Origin of the sequence: Cohnella hongkongensis (assembly GCF_042654645.1) — a bacterium.
GTDB classification, from domain to species: Bacteria; Bacillota; Bacilli; order Paenibacillales; family Paenibacillaceae; genus Cohnella; species Cohnella hongkongensis.
Genome location: NZ_JBHSEP010000001.1, coordinates 593,091 through 610,909 on the forward strand (window position 1 = coordinate 593,091; position 17,819 = coordinate 610,909).

18 protein-coding genes are annotated in these 17,819 nt (G+C 58.2%); 2 read left to right on the forward strand and 16 right to left on the reverse strand.

Annotated features, from left to right (window positions below):
- Positions 1-90: 90 nt before the first annotated feature.
- From ACFO3S_RS02675 to ACFO3S_RS02710, 8 genes are all read right to left on the reverse strand, one after another.
- A complete protein-coding gene (locus ACFO3S_RS02675; RefSeq protein WP_378091932.1) occupies positions 91-771 on the reverse strand; it encodes an ABC transporter ATP-binding protein in 681 nt (226 codons plus the stop codon).
- A 5-nt stretch (positions 772-776) separates the two neighbouring features.
- Positions 777-2,417 (reverse strand): ABC transporter permease, encoded by a 1,641-nt coding sequence (locus ACFO3S_RS02680; protein ID WP_378091934.1) that lies wholly within the window; start codon positions 2,415-2,417, stop codon positions 777-779.
- A gap of 3 nt (positions 2,418-2,420) precedes the next feature.
- The gene (locus tag ACFO3S_RS02685) at positions 2,421-3,542 is read right to left on the reverse strand and encodes a Fe(3+) ABC transporter substrate-binding protein (RefSeq protein WP_378091936.1); all 1,122 of its coding nucleotides are present in this window, start codon (positions 3,540-3,542) and stop codon (positions 2,421-2,423) included.
- 202 nt (positions 3,543-3,744) lie between these two features.
- Positions 3,745-4,806, reverse strand: coding sequence for an extracellular solute-binding protein (locus ACFO3S_RS02690; RefSeq protein ID WP_378091938.1), 1,062 nt, complete (start codon positions 4,804-4,806; stop codon positions 3,745-3,747).
- Positions 4,790-6,244: a HAMP domain-containing sensor histidine kinase gene (locus ACFO3S_RS02695; RefSeq protein WP_378091940.1), complete on the reverse strand. Its 1,455-nt coding sequence runs from the start codon at positions 6,242-6,244 to the stop codon at positions 4,790-4,792. The genes ACFO3S_RS02690 and ACFO3S_RS02695 overlap by 17 nt, the downstream gene beginning before the upstream one ends.
- Positions 6,241-6,918, reverse strand: a complete 678-nt coding sequence (locus tag ACFO3S_RS02700; RefSeq protein ID WP_378091942.1) for a response regulator transcription factor — start codon at positions 6,916-6,918, stop codon at positions 6,241-6,243. The genes ACFO3S_RS02695 and ACFO3S_RS02700 overlap by 4 nt, the downstream gene beginning before the upstream one ends.
- Before the next feature lie 311 nt (positions 6,919-7,229).
- A complete protein-coding gene (locus tag ACFO3S_RS02705) occupies positions 7,230-8,075 on the reverse strand; it encodes a TrmH family RNA methyltransferase (protein ID WP_378091944.1) in 846 nt (281 codons plus the stop codon).
- On the reverse strand, positions 8,062-8,742 hold the full coding sequence (locus tag ACFO3S_RS02710; protein ID WP_378091946.1) for a potassium channel family protein: 681 nt from the start codon (positions 8,740-8,742) through the stop codon (positions 8,062-8,064). Before ACFO3S_RS02710 ends, ACFO3S_RS02705 begins: the two co-directional genes overlap by 14 nt.
- A 126-nt stretch (positions 8,743-8,868) precedes the next feature.
- On the opposite strand from ACFO3S_RS02710, the gene sspI reads away from it, so the two are divergent.
- Positions 8,869-9,078, forward strand: coding sequence for a small acid-soluble spore protein SspI (gene sspI / locus ACFO3S_RS02715; protein ID WP_378092246.1), 210 nt, complete (start codon positions 8,869-8,871; stop codon positions 9,076-9,078).
- Here sspI and ACFO3S_RS02720 read toward each other — a convergent pair.
- The 5 genes from ACFO3S_RS02720 to zwf all read right to left on the reverse strand — a co-directional run bounded on the left by ACFO3S_RS02720 (position 9,075) and on the right by zwf (position 14,893).
- Positions 9,075-10,232, reverse strand: coding sequence for an alpha-D-ribose 1-methylphosphonate 5-triphosphate diphosphatase (locus tag ACFO3S_RS02720; RefSeq protein ID WP_378091948.1), 1,158 nt, complete (start codon positions 10,230-10,232; stop codon positions 9,075-9,077). The genes sspI and ACFO3S_RS02720 overlap by 4 nt on opposite strands.
- 32 nt (positions 10,233-10,264) lie before the next feature.
- A complete protein-coding gene (locus ACFO3S_RS02725; protein ID WP_378091950.1) occupies positions 10,265-11,851 on the reverse strand; it encodes a peptide chain release factor 3 in 1,587 nt (528 codons plus the stop codon).
- Between the two features lie 122 nt (positions 11,852-11,973).
- Positions 11,974-12,597 carry a YhbD family protein gene (locus ACFO3S_RS02730; protein ID WP_378091952.1) on the reverse strand — a complete coding sequence of 208 codons (624 nt, stop codon included), beginning with the start codon at positions 12,595-12,597 and terminating at the stop codon, positions 11,974-11,976.
- Between the two features lie 99 nt (positions 12,598-12,696).
- On the reverse strand, positions 12,697-13,296 hold the full coding sequence (locus ACFO3S_RS02735; RefSeq protein ID WP_378091954.1) for a cyclase family protein: 600 nt from the start codon (positions 13,294-13,296) through the stop codon (positions 12,697-12,699).
- A gap of 43 nt (positions 13,297-13,339) precedes the next feature.
- On the reverse strand, positions 13,340-14,893 hold the full coding sequence (zwf, locus tag ACFO3S_RS02740; protein ID WP_378091956.1) for a glucose-6-phosphate dehydrogenase: 1,554 nt from the start codon (positions 14,891-14,893) through the stop codon (positions 13,340-13,342).
- 195 nt (positions 14,894-15,088) lie between these two features.
- On the opposite strand from zwf, the gene ACFO3S_RS02745 reads away from it, so the two are divergent.
- Positions 15,089-15,424, forward strand: a complete 336-nt coding sequence (locus ACFO3S_RS02745; protein WP_378091958.1) for a hypothetical protein — start codon at positions 15,089-15,091, stop codon at positions 15,422-15,424.
- Here ACFO3S_RS02745 and ACFO3S_RS02750 read toward each other — a convergent pair.
- The 3 genes from ACFO3S_RS02750 to liaF are packed head-to-tail and all read right to left on the reverse strand — an operon-like array spanning position 15,421 to position 17,787.
- The gene (locus tag ACFO3S_RS02750; RefSeq protein ID WP_378091960.1) at positions 15,421-16,077 is read right to left on the reverse strand and encodes a response regulator; all 657 of its coding nucleotides are present in this window, start codon (positions 16,075-16,077) and stop codon (positions 15,421-15,423) included. The genes ACFO3S_RS02745 and ACFO3S_RS02750 overlap by 4 nt on opposite strands.
- Before the next feature lie 5 nt (positions 16,078-16,082).
- The gene (locus ACFO3S_RS02755) at positions 16,083-17,126 is read right to left on the reverse strand and encodes a HAMP domain-containing sensor histidine kinase (protein ID WP_378091962.1); all 1,044 of its coding nucleotides are present in this window, start codon (positions 17,124-17,126) and stop codon (positions 16,083-16,085) included.
- 22 nt (positions 17,127-17,148) lie between these two features.
- Entirely contained in the window at positions 17,149-17,787 is a 639-nt protein-coding gene (gene liaF / locus ACFO3S_RS02760) for a cell wall-active antibiotics response protein LiaF (protein ID WP_378091964.1), read from the reverse strand.
- Positions 17,788-17,819: the final 32 nt, after the last annotated feature.

Consider the following 17,819-nt stretch of genomic DNA (forward strand, 5'->3'; position numbering starts at 1 on the left):
AGCCTGGCTGCATCTGACTGAGGAGAAAGGCAATACGTTGGACAGAAGCGTGAACGAGAAACTGCGCGGGGTCAGACGCGCTGACCGCCGTTAGCCCACCGCGGTTCCTTCGAGCGCGTTCTCGCGACCGCCTTCCTTGAGGCGCAGGGCGCGATCGCATATCGCATCGACATCCGCATGATCATGGGATACGAGCAGGCAGGTGATGTTCGCCTTCCGCAAAATTTGCCTAAGCTCGCTGCGAATCGCCGCTTTCAGATGAGCGTCCAAGCTGCTGAACGGCTCATCCATCAGCAGCACCGAAGGCTGCGGAGCAAGCGCCCTGGCCAATGCGACCCGCTGCTGCTGGCCGCCGCTAAGCTCATGCGGATAACGCTTCGCGTATTCGGTCATGTGCACAAGCTCCAGCATCTGCTCCAACCGCAGGCGGCGCATCGATCTCTTCAGCTTGTGCAGGCCGAAGACGATATTGTCGGCGACCGTCATATTCGGGAATAAGGCGTAATCTTGAAAAACCATGCCTACGCCGCGCTTCTCCGGTTCAATGAAGATGCGCTCGTTCGCCAGCAGGCGGCCGCCGACGGAAATGCTGCCGCTCTCCGGCATTTCAAGTCCCGCGATCAGCCGGAGAAGCGTGCTCTTCCCGCTGCCGCTGGCCCCCAGGACGCCAACGATTTCTCCTTGGGAGGCCGCGAACGACAGCTTGTCAATCACAGCCTGCTGTCTGGAGGCAAAGCGGAACGTGATACGATCAACCTCGACATAAGCCATGCGATTCATTTCCTTTCCGGTCTTAGTAGGATCAGGACGGAAACCAGTCCAATCAGCACGAGCAGCAGCGACGGCAGAGCGGCGTCGAATACGCGTTCGTCCGTGGCGTATTGATAGGCGCGAGTCGATAACGTATCGTAATTGAACGGTCTGAGCAGCAGCGTAAGCGGCAGCTCCTTGACGATTTCCACGAAGGTCAGCACGAAGCCGCTAAGGAGCGCGCCTTTGATGAACGGAAGCTCCACCCGGAGGAAGGTGACCCGACTGCTCCTGCCCAGCGTCTGCGCCGCCTCGGAATAGGATTTGGGCATCTTCTCGTACCCTGCTTCCAAGGCGCCGTACCCCGTTGCCATAAAGCGGATGACGTAACCAGTCAACAGCATCGCCAGCGACAAGCTGAGCACGAGAGCCCCGTCTTCTTTGCCCATCGCCCTATAGAGCGGAGCGAGCCGTTCGTCCAGCGCGATAAATACGGCCAGCACGCCAACGGCCACAATCGCTCCCGGCACGGAATATCCGGCCGACAACAGGCGCGCCAGAACCTGCATGAAAGGCGAGTCGAGCATTCGAGCGGCCCGGGAGGCGACAAGCGCGATCAGCAATACGATTGCCGTACCGATCCCGGCGCCTTTTAACGTATTCGCGATCAAATCGGCAAAATCGGAACGCCATACCGTACTGCCGTACTGAACCGACCAAGCCGTCAGCTGGGCGAGCGGAGCCAGAAAGGCAAGCAAAAAAACAACCGTGCAGCATGCCGAAGCTCCCCATGCCGCAGCCCCCTTCAACCGCTTCGGCTCGAGGGGACGGCTGCGGCTTGTCGTGCTCGCGTAACGCCGGCTTCGCCGAAGCCAGCGTTCGAGCATGAACAGGCCGATAACGCCGAGCATCAGCCAAGCCGCTAATCTCATAGCCGATTCCACGTCGTACATCCCGAACCAGGTTTGGAAAATGGCCGTCGATACCGTCTGGACGCCGAAATAATTCGCCACCCCGTAATCGCTGAGCACTTCGAAGACGACCAGCATGACGCCGCCCATGACGGCGGGCCTGGAGAGCGGCAGCACCACCCGGAAAAACACGGAAACCGGCGGATGCCCCAGCATCCTCGCATTTTCAATAAACGAGGCGCTCTGGCGCTCCAGAAAGACTCGGGTAATCATATAGACGTAGGGAAACAGAAACAGTGTCAGTACGAAAACGGCTCCGCGATCCGACATGATCTCGATGGTCCCGGGCGCCAGCGCGATGTCGAAGCGATTGCGCAGCGTCGCCTGGATAATGCCGGTATAGCCGGTCATCGAGCTGTACGTGTAGGCGGCGATATAGGGGGGAACGGCAAGCGGCAGTACGAGCGCCCACTTGTAAAAGTTTCGCAGCGGAAACGTAAAGCCCGCCACAAGCCATGCGAGCGCGACTCCGATAAAAGCGGCAAAAAAGCCGGTAAAAAACACCAGCTTCGCCGATCCCAGCATGTAATCCGTCAGCAAAAATTGTTTGACCTTGACCCAATTCTCGTTGGGCGGGCTGAACAGGGCGGAAAGCACGTAAAGGACGGGCAGCAGGACGACTGCCGCCCCGACCGCGCTTGTCATCGTCCATCCGTTGACGTGCCTTCCCGCCGATCTTGGAAGCAGAGTCTTCATCGCTTACTTCCAGCCGACCTTATTGGCGATCTCCACGGCTTTCGGATTCAATTCGCCGTATTTCGCGAAATCGATGTCCTGGGTCTTGAACTCTCCCCAGCTTTTCAGCAGCTCCGGAACTTCCGCTTGGCGGTTGACCGGAAATTCGAAATTGGCCTGCGAAATTTTCGTTTGCGCTTCCGCCGCGGTCAGAAACTCCAGCAGCTTCACGGCGTTGTCTTTATTTTTGCTGTGCTTGACAAGCCCTGCTCCGCTTATGTTGATGTGGGTTCCCGTCGTTTGCTGGTTCGGGAAAAATACCCCCACTTGCCCGGCAACCTTCACTTCTTCGGCGTCCTGCGAAGCTGCCAGCTGTCCAACGTAGTAAGTGTTCATAATCCCGACATCGCCAACGCCGGCAACGATCGCCTTCGCCTGATCCCGGTCGCCGCCCTCCGGCTCGCGCGCCAGGTTCGCCGCAATGCCGGCCGCCCAGGCTTCCGCTTCTTTCTCGCCCATGATCGCGATAAAGGAAGCCAGCATCGACTGGTTGTACAGGTTTGTCGCCGATCTTACGAGAACCTTGCCCTTCCATTTATCCTCGGCGAGATCTTCGTAAGTGGAAAGCTGGCTGGGATCGACACGGTCCTTGGCATATACGATCACGCGCGCCCGCGTGGATAAGCCGATCCAGTGATTGTCCCGGTCGCGCAGCTCGGAAGGCACTTGTTCGTCGATCACGCCGGATTCGACCGGCTGCAGAATCTCCCCTGCTTTGGCCGAGTTCAAAATGCCGCCGTCTACCGTAATAAACAGGTCCGCAGGCGTGCTCGAGCCTTCGCGCTTGATGCGCTCGATCAGCTCAGGAGCTTTTCCTTCCACCACATTGACTTGAATGCCCGTTTGCTTCGTAAACGCGTCATAGAGTTCTTTATCCACATCGTAATGGCGAGCCGAATAAATATTAACCTCGCCGCCCGTTTGGGCCGGCTCCGGGCTGGCCGACTCGGAAGCCTCCTGCGTTTGGCTGGGAGCGGCGCCGCCGGCCTGGCTTGAGTTGGACGGATTAGCTCCGCACCCCGCCAAAACCGCCATTACGATCATCATTGAAACAAGGACATACATCGAATTGCGTTTGCTGAACATCTTTATTTTCCTCCTCGTAATCGCCATAAACGACAACGATATTCATTCTCATCAAACTGTCAAATAAAACGCCCTTGGGCTATGATAATGAATATCATTATTAGTCGATCTGCCTATTTCTCATTTTAACAACCGAAAATGAGAAAATACTGTGAAAGAAAATCTTTTGTTCGCAAATGCAGCGATTCGACGATCCGCTTCCTTATTCCCAACCGGCTCTCTGGAAAATTTCCTTCGCCTGCTCATAAAACTGGCCGAGGCCCGCGATATCCACCGGCTGCCGCTTGAAGCCCTGCCAGTTCCTCAACCACTCGGGCCTATCGGCTTCGGCGTTTACCGGGAACTCGTAGCTCGTCATCGCAAGCATCGTTTGCCCTTCCGCGCCTGTCAGAAATTCGATCAGCTTCAGCGCGTTCTCTTTATGGGGAGCATGCTTGGCCAAGCCGATTCCGCTAATGTTCACATGGGTTCCCGTCGTTTGCTGGTTAGGGAACACTATACCGAGCTTCTCGGCGGCCTCCCGCTCGGCCAGATCTTTCGAACTGAGCATTTGCCCAATGTAGTACGTATTCATAATAGCCACATCCCCAACCTTCGCCGCGATTGCCATGACCTGATCTTTGTCTCCCCCTTCCGGAGCGCGGGCAAAATTCCGGACGATCTCCTCCGCCCACTTGGCGGCCTCCCGCTCTCCATGCAGACCGATAAATGAGGCCAGCAGAGCCTGGTTGTACAGACTCGATGCCGACCGAACCAGCACCTTCCCTCTCCAGCGCTCGCTCGTCAAGGCTTCATAGGACGACAAGTCCTCCGGGTTTACGCGATCTTTGGCATACACAAGCACCCTGGAACGGGTGGAAATTCCCGTCCAATAGCCGTCCGGATCGCGCCATTCCGCAGGCACGCTCCGGTTCACGGCTTCGGACGCTATCGGTTGAAGCACCCCTCTTTGCTTCGCAAAATGAAGGATTCCGCCGTCGACGGAGACGAACAGATCCGCGGGCGTGTGTTCTCCCTCCCGTTCCATCCGCTCGATAAGCTCCTCCGCCGTTCCCTTGATCTCTTGAACATGAATGCCTGTCCGCCGCGTGAATTCCTGATAGATCGCGGTATCCACCTGATAATGCCTCGCCGTGAAGACGTTGACGATCTGCCGATTGCCCGCGAATTCCTTCTGCCCCTTGTCCGCGCAGGACATGCACACCGTTACGAGCAGGGCAGATACGGCCGCCAGCAGCGCTCCGCGGTTAACCTTTTGTTTCATTGGATCTCCCCTCCCGACGATCCTCATAAGCACGGCAGGCGAACGAGAACGTGACGGTCGTTCCTTCGAACTCCCGGCTTTGGATCGTCATATGGCCGTTGTAGCGCTCGATCAGCCGCTTGGCGATCGCCAAGCCGAGCCCCGTTCCCCCCTGCTTGCGGCTTCGCGCCTTGTCCACCCGGTAAAAACGGTCCGTCACGAACGGCAGGTCTTTCTCGGGAATGCCTGCTCCGTTGTCGGCAATCTCGAACACCGCGACGTCGTCGCGCACAGAAGCCGTAACTCGGATAGAAGAGCCGGGCTCGGAGTACTTAACCGCGTTGTCGAGCAGAATCATGGCCAACTGCTCCAGATGCCTTTCCGAAACGACGACCTCCCGATTCTCAAAGCCGGCCGTCCTCGTCTCGAACAGATACTGCGGATGCAGCTGCTCCCATTGCCCGACAACGTCGAGAATTACCCGATCCGCTCGCGGCGTCGCTTCATACGCAGCCCCCCCGTCCTTCTCCGCTCGGGTAAGCGTAAGCAAATCCTGAACGAGCGCTTTAAGCCGGGTGAGCTCTTGATAGGAAATGTTCAACGATTCCTCCAAAGTTTCGGGATCATGCTTGCCCCAGCTCAGCAGCAGGGACAAATGCCCGTCCATGATGGCAATCGGCGTACGCAATTCATGCGAAGCGTCCTCGACGAACTGGCTCTGCCGGGAAAAAGAGCGCTCGACTTGATCCATCATCTCGTTGAAAATTTTCATCAGGGTTGAAATCTCATCCTCTTTATCCGGGACGGCGATCCGTTCCTGCAGCCCATTGCGTTCGACGTTCCTCATCGTCCGAGCCATCAATTGAAGCGGCTTGAGCAGTTGCCGGGCGAGCCATCCGCCTGCCAAACCGCTCAGAACGACGGCCCCCAGTCCGGAAAAAAGGAACACCCGCAAAATCGCTTCCGTCAGCCTGTGGAACTGGTCTATGTTCTTCACGATTTCGACCGTACCCTTGAACGAATGAATCGTAATCGGACTCCTTATGACCAGCAAGGAGTGGCCTGCACGACGGGTAACGGCGATTTCGGTCTCCGATCTGCCTTCGGGAGCGATCCACTCTTCCGGAATGCCGTCGGAAACGGCGATGACTTTATTCCCTTGCTGGTCGACGATCCGAATCAGCTGACCGCTCCGGTTTTTCTTATCGAGATAGCTCCGATTCCGCAGCAGCTCGTCTTCGGTAAAGCCGGCTTCCTGTTCCAGCAGCCCGTTCAGAATCTCGTTCATGTTTTGCCGCGCCTGCTTCTTCTCCTGGGCCATCATCCATTTCTCGACATACACGTACTGCACGGTATTGTAGGCGATGAACAGCACGAAAATGAGGAAAGCCGACCATAAGGTCAACTTCCACTTAACCGGCATGCGCGACAACGTTCGCTTCCAGGCTCGGCTGATCATGATTTCATCGCGTAGCCGATGCCGCGCAAGGTTTGAATATAGCTGGGCTTGTCCGGATCGTCGATTTTATTGCGCAAATATCGGACGTACACATCGACGACATTCGTGTCCACCACCGCTTCGAAGCCCCACACCTTATTGAGGAGCGTCTCCCTGCTCATCGCGCGATTGGCGTTTTCCATCAGCGCGACCAACAGATCGAACTCCCGCTTGGTTAGCCCGATTTCGACCCCTCCCCGCTTGGCGACCCTCAAATCGACGTTGACGGACAGATCCCGGAAGGTCAGGGAGGCTTGCGAGGATTCCGGACCGTCCTCCTGTCTTCTTGAAATCACTCTCATCCGGGCTTTTAATTCTTCCATGGCAAAAGGCTTGGGCATATAGTCGTCGGCGCCGCAATCCAGTCCCGCTACGCGGTCCGAGATGCTGTCTCTGGCTGTCAGCATGATGACGGGCGTTTTTTTCAGCGCGCGAATTTTCCGGCATACCTCCAGCCCGTCCAGCTTCGGCAGCATCAAGTCGAGCAAAATAAAATCCCATCGCTCGCCAAGCGCAAGATGAAGCCCCGTCGCCCCGTCATAAGCTAAAACCACTTCGTTTCCTTCTCGCCGCAGCTCCATTTCGACGAACCGCGAAAGATGCGGCTCGTCTTCGATGAATAAAATCCGTTTCATTCCGTTCGATCCCTCTCCGCAAAGCTTCCGCCTCTTAGCTGTCGTTCTCCGCAAAGCTTCCGCGTCTATTAGCTGTGGAATTTAGTATAGCATATGGCATTCATATTGAGAATCATTATCAGAGAGCGGCCGGCGAACCGTTACTTTAAGGAGTCACGATAAGTGGGGTAGAAAGAAAAAACGGGCAGTTGCCCGTTATGGAATTCGACGAATGCGCCCGAGTCGTCCTACTCGCTGAAGATTGAAGGCCCGGTCCTTGACAACGTACTCAAGCCTAAGGAAAGGATGGCATCCCTTTCATACCGGAAATTTTATGTGCCCGGAATCCCGGGCATCCGAGAGCGATTCATCCGCTGGCGCTGAGCCTCGAACAGAAGCACGGTGGCCGCCATGGCGACGTTAAGGGATTCCGCGCGGCCGGTCATCGGAATAAGCACATTCTTATGTACGAATTGACGGACTGAAGCGGACAAGCCTGCCCCTTCGTTGCCGAAGACGAGCCACACGCTGCCGTCCGCAAAGTCGTGTTCATAGCAGGAGGACGCCGCCTGCAGACTCGTTCCTATGATAGCGGCGCCGCGCTCTGCCGCCTTCGGAAGCGCCTCTGCCAAATCCGCCTCCAGCACGGGAACGTGAAACAGCGCCCCCATCGTCGCCCGGATCGTCTTCGGATTGTAGAGGTCCGCCGTCCCCTTGCCCAGCACGACGGCCGTCGCCCCGCTGGCGGCGGCGCTTCTGACGATCGTGCCGACGTTGCCGGGATCCTGCACGCCGTCCAGCACCGCGACCAGCGCTCGCTCCGTCCCGTACAGCCGCTCGTCGTCCGGCGGCCGCTTGCGAGCGACGGCGAAGATCGGCTGCGGCGTCCCCGTCGCGCTGCACTTGGCGATAATTTCGGGCGATACCGGGATCCAGTCCGGCCGCTTCCCTTCGACGCCGTCGTCCAAATCATCCCGGAATTGCTCCAGCACGCCCGAGCCTTCGTCGAAGGCGATCGCCTCCACCGGCCAGCCCGCCTCCAGCGCCTCCTGGACGAGATGAATGCCCTCGAGCAGAAACTTTCCCTCGCGCTCCCTGTATTTCCGCTCCGACAGCCTGGCCCATTCCTTCACCCGGGGGTTGGCAACCGAGCTCAAGTAGGGCTCAAGGTTCCGCATAAGCCTGCTCCAGCTTCGTTAATCGATCGTTCTTGCCGACGATGACGAGAATGTCGTCGCGAATGAGCGGCTCGTCCGCACTCGGGGTAATGTTCATCTCTTCGTTGCGCTTGACCGCCAGCACGTTGCAGTTGTACTTCTGCCGAATGTCCAGCTGCTTGAGATTTTTGCCGACCATGGACGATGGAAGCTTCATCTCCACGATGCTGAAATCCGGGGAAAGCTCGATATGCTCCAGAATATTCGGGGAAATCAGATGGTGGGCGACCCGCAGCCCCATATCCCTCTCGGGGAAGACGACCTTGTCGGCGCCGATCTTGTGAAGCACCTTGCCGTGAAGCTCGTTCTGCGCCTTCACAATAATGCAGGGCACGCCGAGGTCCTTCAGAATGAGCGTCGTCAATATGCTCGATTGAATATCCTGTCCGATCGCGACGACGACGACGTCAAAGTTGCGGACGCCGAGCGAGCTCATCGCTTCCTCGTCGGTCGAATCCGCCGCAACGGCGTGCGTGACGGAATGCGCCACATCCTGCACGCGCTGGGCGTTGTCGTCGACGGCCAGCACCTCGTACCCCATCTCCGCCAAATATTTCGCCACGCTCGAGCCGAACCGGCCCATGCCGATAATGGCGAACTGTTTTTTACCGTGCGGCTTCTTGGCCAACGTCCGTACCTCCTTCGTACGCAATCCATGCGCTCATTATATCACACCCGTTCGCGGCATAAGCGCCGAGCCGCCGGGACACCCTATTCGGGAATCTGTTCCCTACAGGAGGTTAGTCTCGTGGAAATGGACCTCAGACAAGCGATCGTTCAACGCGTGCAAGGCAAGGAAGACAGCGAATTGACCGACATCATCGAGAGCTCGATCGGAGCGGAGGAGATGGCTTTGCCCGGCCTCGGCGTCCTGTTCGAGATTATCTGGAAGAACAGCACCGAAGCCGCCAGGAAAAAGATGGTGTCCGTCCTGCAGAAGCAGCTGCCGCCCCGGCACGCTTAACCGATGTCTCTGGCCGCGTACACGACCGTTCCGTCGACGATCGTATAGCGAACGACCGGGATGCCGCGAATCTTGGCCACGACGAGGACGTCCGCCCGCTTGCCGATCTCCAGCGAGCCGATCTCCGCAGCGCGGCCTAAAGCGATAGCCGGATTCCGGGAGGCCATATTCACCGCATGAGGCAGCGGGACGCCTTCCGCCTCCAGCCCGAAGATCGCATGAAGCAGCGACGCCGGGTGATAATCCGAGCAGAGCAGATCCGCCACGCCCACGCGAACGGCATCGCTTGCCTTCAGATTGCCGCCATGCGAGCCGCCGCGCACGATGTTGGGCGCGCCGACGCACACCCCCATCCCGCGCTCGAAAGCGAATCTGGCCGTCTCCAGGTTCAGCGGAAATTCGGATACCGTCGCCCCGAACTCGAGCGAACGGCGAACCGCCTCGACCGTATCGTCGTCGTGCGAAGCGACGGCGATGCCGGCTGCGCGCGCCTGCGCGGTCAGCGCTTTCAGCTTGTTCCAGTCGACCCGGCTTCGCCTCGTCTGCAGCTCCTCCACGATCGCCGCGACTTCGTCGGCGCTGACCCCCTGATTTTTCATTACATATCTCTCGAACGCGCCGGGCCGGTGATATTGTCCCTGTCCCGGAGCATGATCCATCAACGACAAATAATCGAGCAGCCCGTCGTCCAGCAGCCGCCGAGCCAGCTCGAATCCCGTCAGATGCGACACCTCGTAGCGGAGATGCACGCCATGGCGAATCATCGCCCTTTCCCTGCGCATGGACGCGATCAATTCGATCATCTCTCCGACGAGATGCTCTCCTCTCAGGCTTAAGCCTACGCCAAGCGACAAGGAATGCAGCATCGTCGTAATGCCGTGCCCGGCAAGCTTGCGCTCGAATTGAAGGAACGCCATCTCCATCGGGAACAGCGTGTTCGGTCGCGGCTCGACCTCCTTCTCGATCGCATCGCAGTGCAGATCGATCAGGCCGGGCAGCACCCAGCAGCCCTCCGCATCGAGGTCTTCGCCTCGCCCTCCGCTTCCTGCTCCGCCGATCCCGGAGATCGCTCCGTCCTCAATTGTCAAATCTCCAATGTCTACGCCATCCGGACGGACGACGCTTCCGCCCCGGATCGTATACCGTCTGCCCATCGCACATCCGTCCTCCTTTCCGGTGAAGTCCTTTACGGGGCAACCTCCAGAAACTGCAGCTCGGGCATTCTCTCCATCGCGGTGCGCATCGCGTACTCGTTCTCGAACAGTGCGACGTCCACATCGTTCTTGTCCTTCACGAGAACCGAATTGATGCGGAACTTCGCCGGATCCACCTTGCCCCCGACAACCCAGCGCGCGAACTGGAAAGGCGTGCGGAACAGCTGAATATCGACGCCGTACTCGTTTTTCATCCGGTACTCGAACACCTCGAACTGAAGCTGGCCGACGACGCCGAGATACGTGTCCTCGAACGTGCCTACCGAGCGGAAAACTTGCACCATGCCCTCTTCGGTTAATTGATCAAGCCCTTTCAAATACTGCTTCTGCTTCAGCGCATTTTTGATCGACACCTTCGAGAAAATTTCGGGAGAGAACGTCGGCAGTTCGTTGAACACGACGTCCCGGCCTTCGCTCAGGCTGTCCCCGATCCGGAAGATGCCGGGATCGAACAAGCCGATAATGTCGCCCGGGTATGCCGTCTCGACGATGTCGCGGTCCTGGGCGAGAAATTGCTGCGGCTGCGACAGCTTGATTTCCTTGCCGGCGCGCACGTGGCGAACGCTCATCCCCCGCTGGAATTTTCCCGAGCAAATTCGCAAGAACGCGATCCGGTCGCGATGCGCCGGATTCATATTCGCCTGAATCTTGAAAATGTAACCGGAGAACTTCTCTTCCTCCGGAGCGACCGCGCCTTCGGTCGTCTTGCGTTCGGTCGGCTTCGGCGCCAGCTCCAGGAAGTTCTCCAGGAACGTCTGAACCCCGAAGTTGTTGACGGCGCTGCCGAAAAACACAGGCGTCAGCTGGCCCGTGCGCACCTTCTCGTAATCGAACGAGTCTCCGGCGACGTCGAGCAGCTCGAGCTCCTGCGCCAGCTTGTCGGCCAAATACGCCCCAGCCATCTCCTGGATGACCGGATCGTGGTAGTCGGCGGTTTTGCGGACTTCGATCTCGCTGTGGTCCTTCCCTTGGAACAGCTCGACCTGGTTTTTCATCCGGTCGTATACGCCGCACAGCTCCCGGCCCATGCCGATCGGCCAGTTCATCGGCACCGAGCGGATGCCAAGCACGCGCTCGATTTCCTCGAGCAGCTCGAACGGATCCTGCCCTTCCCGGTCCAGCTTATTAATAAACGTGAAAATCGGAATGCCGCGCTTGCTGCATACCTGGAACAGCTTGATCGTCTGCGCCTCGACGCCTTTGGCGACGTCGATGAGCATGACTGCGCTGTCCGCCGCCGTCAGCGTCCGGTAAGTGTCCTCGCTGAAGTCCTGGTGACCCGGCGTATCCAGAATGTTCACTTGCTTGCCCTGATATTGGAATTGCATGACGGAAGATGTGACGGAAATTCCCCGCTGCTTCTCAATCTCCATCCAGTCGCTTGTCGCGTGGCGCGCCGCTTTGCGCGCCTTGACGGAACCGGCGATATGAATCGCTCCCCCGTACAGCAGCAGCTTTTCGGTCAACGTCGTCTTCCCCGCATCGGGGTGGGAAATAATCGCGAAAGTGCGGCGCTTCTCGACTTCCTGCCGCAATTCCTCGCTTGTCTTTTGGCTCATCCTCGGATAGTCCCTTCACGATAAAATAACAGCTTCCATTATAGCACAACGAAAACGCGCAAAGATATTGCCTTTGCGAACGCCGACATCCGCCATCAGGGATCGGTTCATGCGATGTCCCCCTACCCCCATTGTCCTTTAAGCTGCTCGATGCATTCCGTCACGGAAATCCGCGCAACCCGTTTAACGCCATTCTCGAAATACAGCTCGGACGAACCGGACAGAAGAGCGAACGCAGAGACGCCCATCTTGCGTACAAACAAGAGATCGCAGGGCTGGCCCGCGAGCTTCGGAAAATGCTCCCGCAGCGTCTCCAGCAGCCGTTCCCCTTCCTCCAGGCTCATCTCTCCCGACTGGAGCAGCTTATCGACGATAAATAAGTAAAGCAGCTTGTCGAATGAATAGACGTGTGCCCCGTCATCGTCTGCGGCAAAGCGCTGCAGCACAATGCTCGAAACAATGTTTCGCTTCTCTGCGTCGGACTTGCGCATTTCGTAGTCGGGCAGCGCCGGAGACAGCTTGTCGGCCAGCTCGTCGAGCGACAGGTCGTCCTTCATGCTCATAATTTTGTCGATGCGCGCCACAATGAGATCCCGGGGAAAAAACGTCTCTTGTCCCGTGAACGTAGACTTGCGGATGAACCATTCTTCGGGTATAAGCTGCTTGCGCTTCCACCGGTACAGCTGTCCGTAGGAGATTCCTTTCTCCTCCAGCAACTCCTTCTTCGATATCAAATCGCGTTCCATGATGACCCCTCCGCCTAAATCGTAACATAACACTGTTACGTTAAACAACAAAAAAACGGCCTTTTAGGTAGGCCGAGAAGTTTTCTCCGTTATCCTTATTCAATCGCCCAGCAAAAACGCGCGAGCGGGGGCCGCTTCGACGCCGCGCAGCTTAAGCGGCGCGATGACGAGCGAGTAGTTGCCCGGAGGCACGTCCTTCAGACGAAGCCCCTCCACGATAATGACGCCGCTTCGCATTAGCGTGCGATGCGTCGGAAATTCCGCCTGGGCGCGTTCGATGCCAAGCGCGTCCGTCGCCACCAGACCGACGCCGACGTCGGCCAAATATCGGGCTCCGTCCTCGCGCAAATACACGAAATCCGTCAAAAATTGCTCGCTGTACGAGCTGGACGTCTTCAGAAGGATGCGTTCGCCCTTCGCGATCGCGAACGGCACGAGATCCTCCTTCGTAATATGCTCCTTAACGCCGGTCAGATCCAGCACCCGAGCCGGACCGACGAGACGCTCCAGCGCGATCGTATCGATCGTCTCTCCCCCGGCGAGCATATGCAGAGGCGCATCCACATGCGTCCCCGTATGCAAGTTCATCGCCAGCAGGCTTTCATACGGAACGCCCTGCTCGTGATTTTGCACGTTCTCGATTCGGGGCTTCTTCGCCTGCTCGTTGTCCCATGACGGCATGCTCTCCGTAATCGTCATGCTGATATCGTAGATGGTAGGTATGGTCTTCTCCTCCCGCCGTTTACTTGCCGGTATTCGACACCCACACGACGTTGTCCTCGTCCTGTCCGTTCACCGGCCACCAGTGATAGCCGTCGTCGCCGAGCAGCCGTTCCGCCTTCTCCGGTCCCCAGGAGCCTGCCGGGTACAAATCGGGCTCGATCGCATATTCCTTCCACGCCGCCGCGATCGGGTCGATGATCTTCCAGGCGGCCGCGAGCTCGTCCCAACGGGTGAAGTACGTGCCTTCGCCCCGGGCAGCGTCGAACAGAAGCCGTTCGTATGCTTCCGGCGTATTGATGCCGACCTGGCAGCTCTGGCAGAACTCCATCGCGACCGGTTGAATCTTCATATCGTTGCCGGGCGTCTTGGCGTTGATCCGGAAGTAGATGCCCTCCATCGGGTTGACGCGGATGACGAGCAGATTCGGCTGCAGATTCTGCTTCCGGGCGAACAGGACGTTGCCCGGCACGTTCTTGAACTCGACGACGATCTCCGTCGATTTGACCGGAAGGCGCTTGCCCGTACGCACGTAGAACGGAATGCCCGCCCAGCGGAAATTCTCGACGAACAGCTTGGCCGCGAAGAACGTCTCGGTCACCGATTCGGAGTCGACGTTATCCTCTTCCCGATAGCCCTTGAGCGCTTTGCCCTTAAGCGAGCCGCTCGAGTATTGACCGCGCACGATGTTGGCGCGAACCTCCTCCTCGGCGGCGTATCTTCTGACCGAACGAAGCACCTTCACCTTCTCGTCCCGAATGCTCTCCGGGTCGAGGCGGGCGGGGGGCTCCATCGCGATCATCGTCAGCATCTGCAGCATATGGTTCTGCACCATGTCCCGGAGCGCTCCGGACTTGTTGTAATACGCCCCGCGATCTTCGACTCCGACCGTCTCCGAGAGCGTGATCTGTACGTTGGCGATATGGTTTTTGTTCCATAGAGGCTCGAAGAAAGCGTTGGCGAACCGGATCACCTCGATGTTCTGCACCATTTCCTTGCCCAGATAGTGGTCGATCCGGAACACTTCCTCCTCCCGGAACGCCTGACGAATCTCTTCGTTCAGCTTCTCCGCGGAAGGGTAGTCGTAGCCGAACGGCTTCTCGATGACCAGCCTGTGCCAGCCGGCGCTCTCCAGCATGCCGCCGTCGCGCAGATTGCGCGAGACGCTGCCGAACAGCTCCGGCGCAAGCGCCAGATAGAACAGCCGATTGCCGGGAATGCCGTAGTCGGCTTCAAGCTGCTCCGTATGCTCCTTCAATTGCTTAAAGGCGTCGACGTTCCCGGTATCGAGCGACATGTATGTAAAATGATCGGCAAAAGCGCTCCAAACCTCGTTCTCCTCGGGCTTGTAACGGCAGAACTCGCCGATGGACGAGAAGACGTCGTCCCGGAACTGCTCGTTCGTCCGCGGCCTGCGAGCCAGGCCGACGACGGCGAATTTCTCTCCGAGCTTGCCTTCGCGGTACAAGCTGTATAAAGCCGGGAACAGTTTGCGGCGGGCCAGATCGCCCGTAGCCCCGAAAATGAAATAGACCGCTGCGGGAGCGGAAATCGTATCGTTTTTGTTGTCCGTCATGATCCTCATCTTTCTTATTGGCAGGATTGGATGAGCTGATTTTTGTCAAATCTCATGAATTGTAGTGTAGCACAATTAATGGAACAACGCTATGTTTTTACTGTCTTTTCCACACCGCATAGGTGATCGCCCGTACACGTTTGTCACGATGGGAATACAATGCATCAAAATCGACGACCCAGGAGGTTGGCATGCATGCTGGAAGATGATGATTCCGTAGACGAATACTCTCTCAGGCCGCTATTCGGCCGCGCGGTTTGCGTCGTCACTTACGACGGGGCCCGCCATACGGGGGTTTTGACCTCGTGCGGTGCTTCGACGCTCGTTCTTAACGGGGAGAGAACGAACCGCCCCGTCACACGGAGACGCAAATCGAAGCCGCAAGCCGAAATCAGCGCCTCGGAGCAGGAAGGGCCGGGCTATTCGGAGCCGGCCTATTGGGGAAGGTTGGAGCTGGAACCGCCGATGGCCGTCAGCTCGGCCAAATCGGTCATTTCCTTGGCGCGGGTGAAGGCCGTCTGGCCGATCTAGTCCGCCAACCCGTTGCGGTGAGCATAGATCGCCGCCTGCGTGCGATCCTCCACGCCCAGTTTGCCGAATAAGTTCGTAAGATGATATTTGACGGTCTTGATGCCGATGAACAGATCGTCGGCAATCTCCTGATTCGACTTGCCGAGCGCGATCAGCTTCAGCACTTCCATCTCCCGCTCGGTCAGATCCTCGTGAGGCTGCGCCGCCGTCTGCTGCGGACGGCGGAAGCGATTCATCATCTTGGAAGCGACCTGGGATTCGAGCACCGACTGGCCGCGCGCCGCCGCGCGAATCGCGTCCGCGATTTCGGAGGCGCGCGAAGTTTTGAGCAGATAGCTGAACGCGCCGGCCTCGATCACGGGATACATCTTCTCGTCGTCCAGGAAGCTGGTCAGTACGATGACCCGGCAATCCGGCATCTCTTCCATAATCCGGCGCGTCGTCTCGATGCCGTCCATGCCTTCCATCACGAGATCCATCAGCACGACGTCGGGAGAATATTCCCGCGCGAGCCGCAGCCCGTCCATTCCGTTGCCGGCCTCGCCGACGACTTCGATCCCTTCTTCCGTTCCGAGCACGGCCGCCAGGCCGATTCTGACCATCTCATGGTCGTCCACCAACAACACACGCACCAACGACTGTTCCGCCGCCATCCGAATCAACCGCCTTCCGCCATCAACGGCACTCTAATTTCGATTCTCGTTCCTTTGCCCGGGGCGCTCGTAATATTCAGGGAGCCTCCGAGCTCGTTCACTCGCTCTTCCATATTCGTCATCCCGTAGGATGCCTGCTTCTTCACCTGAGTGTCGAAGCCGATACCGTTGTCCCGAATGCCCAGTCGGACGGCTTCCTCCCGACGCTGCAGGACGATGTCCATTTTGGTCGCTTTGGAATGCCGCAGCGTGTTGGACAACGCCTCCTGGACGATGCGGAACAGATGATTCTCCACGCCCTTGTTCAGCGGCAAGTCCTGCTCGATATCGATGGAGATGTCGACCGGCACCTTCGCTTTCATCTCTTCCACCAGCTCCGGAATCGCCTGCGCCAGACGCTTGCCTTCCAGATGGACGGGCCTCAGGTGCAGCAGCAGCGCTCTCATCTCGGACTGCGCCGCGGAAGCCATCTCCTCGATCAGCTCCACCTGCCGCCGCGCCCGCTCGAAATCGTGGTCCATCGTCCGCCCGACCGCGGTCGCCGTCATCGAGATCGCAAACAGCTGCTGGCTGACCGCGTCGTGAAGCTCGCGAGCCAGGCGCTGTCGTTCCTCGACCACCGCGCTCATGCGGGCCTGGGCGGCCAGCTCCGCGTTGTTGGTGGACAACCGCTGCAGAGAGGAGACCTGCTCCTCCCACTTCCTGCCCAGCTTGACGAGATGCTCTCCGAGCCGCCCGATCTCGTCCTTGCCCAGATCGGGCGGCGGCGGGGACGGGTTCCCTTTCTCGAGCGTGACCATCGACTCCCGGAGCGCCTCCAGCCGACGGCGGATCGGGTAACTTCTCCAGAAACCGAAAACCGCCCCGGCGACGGTCAGCACTCCGATCGCGGTGAACGAGAAATAAATCGCTTTGTTCACCGACGGGAACGAACCGTCCACTCCGTAGCGGATCAGCAAATAGACGACAAGAGCGCCCACGCCCAAGGAGTACAGCACGGCCTCGCCCATGTGGCGCCATACCATGTTCGTGACCTTACGAGACTCCATGCGACTCCTCCTCATAACGACATTATACCGTACGTATTTTGATATCTCCTACGAGATAGAAAAGCTGAAGTTTCAGCTTCTGTTCGCATAGGTCGTAGTTCGGCGACTTCCAGGACAGACGCTGAATCATGCCGCCTTCCCGGGTTTTCCGAAAGGAAACTTGCCCGATGAGCACTGACGCGTCCACCTGAAGACCGTAATCCTCCGGAACGATCAGATCCAGATCGCCGACGATGCCCTGCAGGACGATCGTGGTCTCCCTGTCCTCGGGAACGGCCAGCGACATGTCCATATGGATTTCCCCAAGCGCGTGCCAGAGGCTCATCGAGTGAAGCGCCCAGGATTGTTCGTCCAGTCTCATGTTCACGAACAGACGATGCTGGCTGACATTCGTCCCGAATTCCGGAGGCCGCGCGCGAAAATAGTAAATGCCCAGGGACACGAGCACAACGACGACGAAAAGCGCGAATTGCGTGACGATCAGTACGAGCGTGCTGATCGCGATGACGACAACCGACACCTTCGATCGATCGATCCGGTACCGATGAATGCCGAGCAGCAAAAGCAAAATCGCGTTAACCGTCGTGTAACCCGCCATGGCGCCAAGTGCGAGGTAAATGCCGGCTGCTATGAACACGATCGCGTTATTGGATCTTCTCATGTCGGGTCACACCTCCTCCAGCCATATCCGTC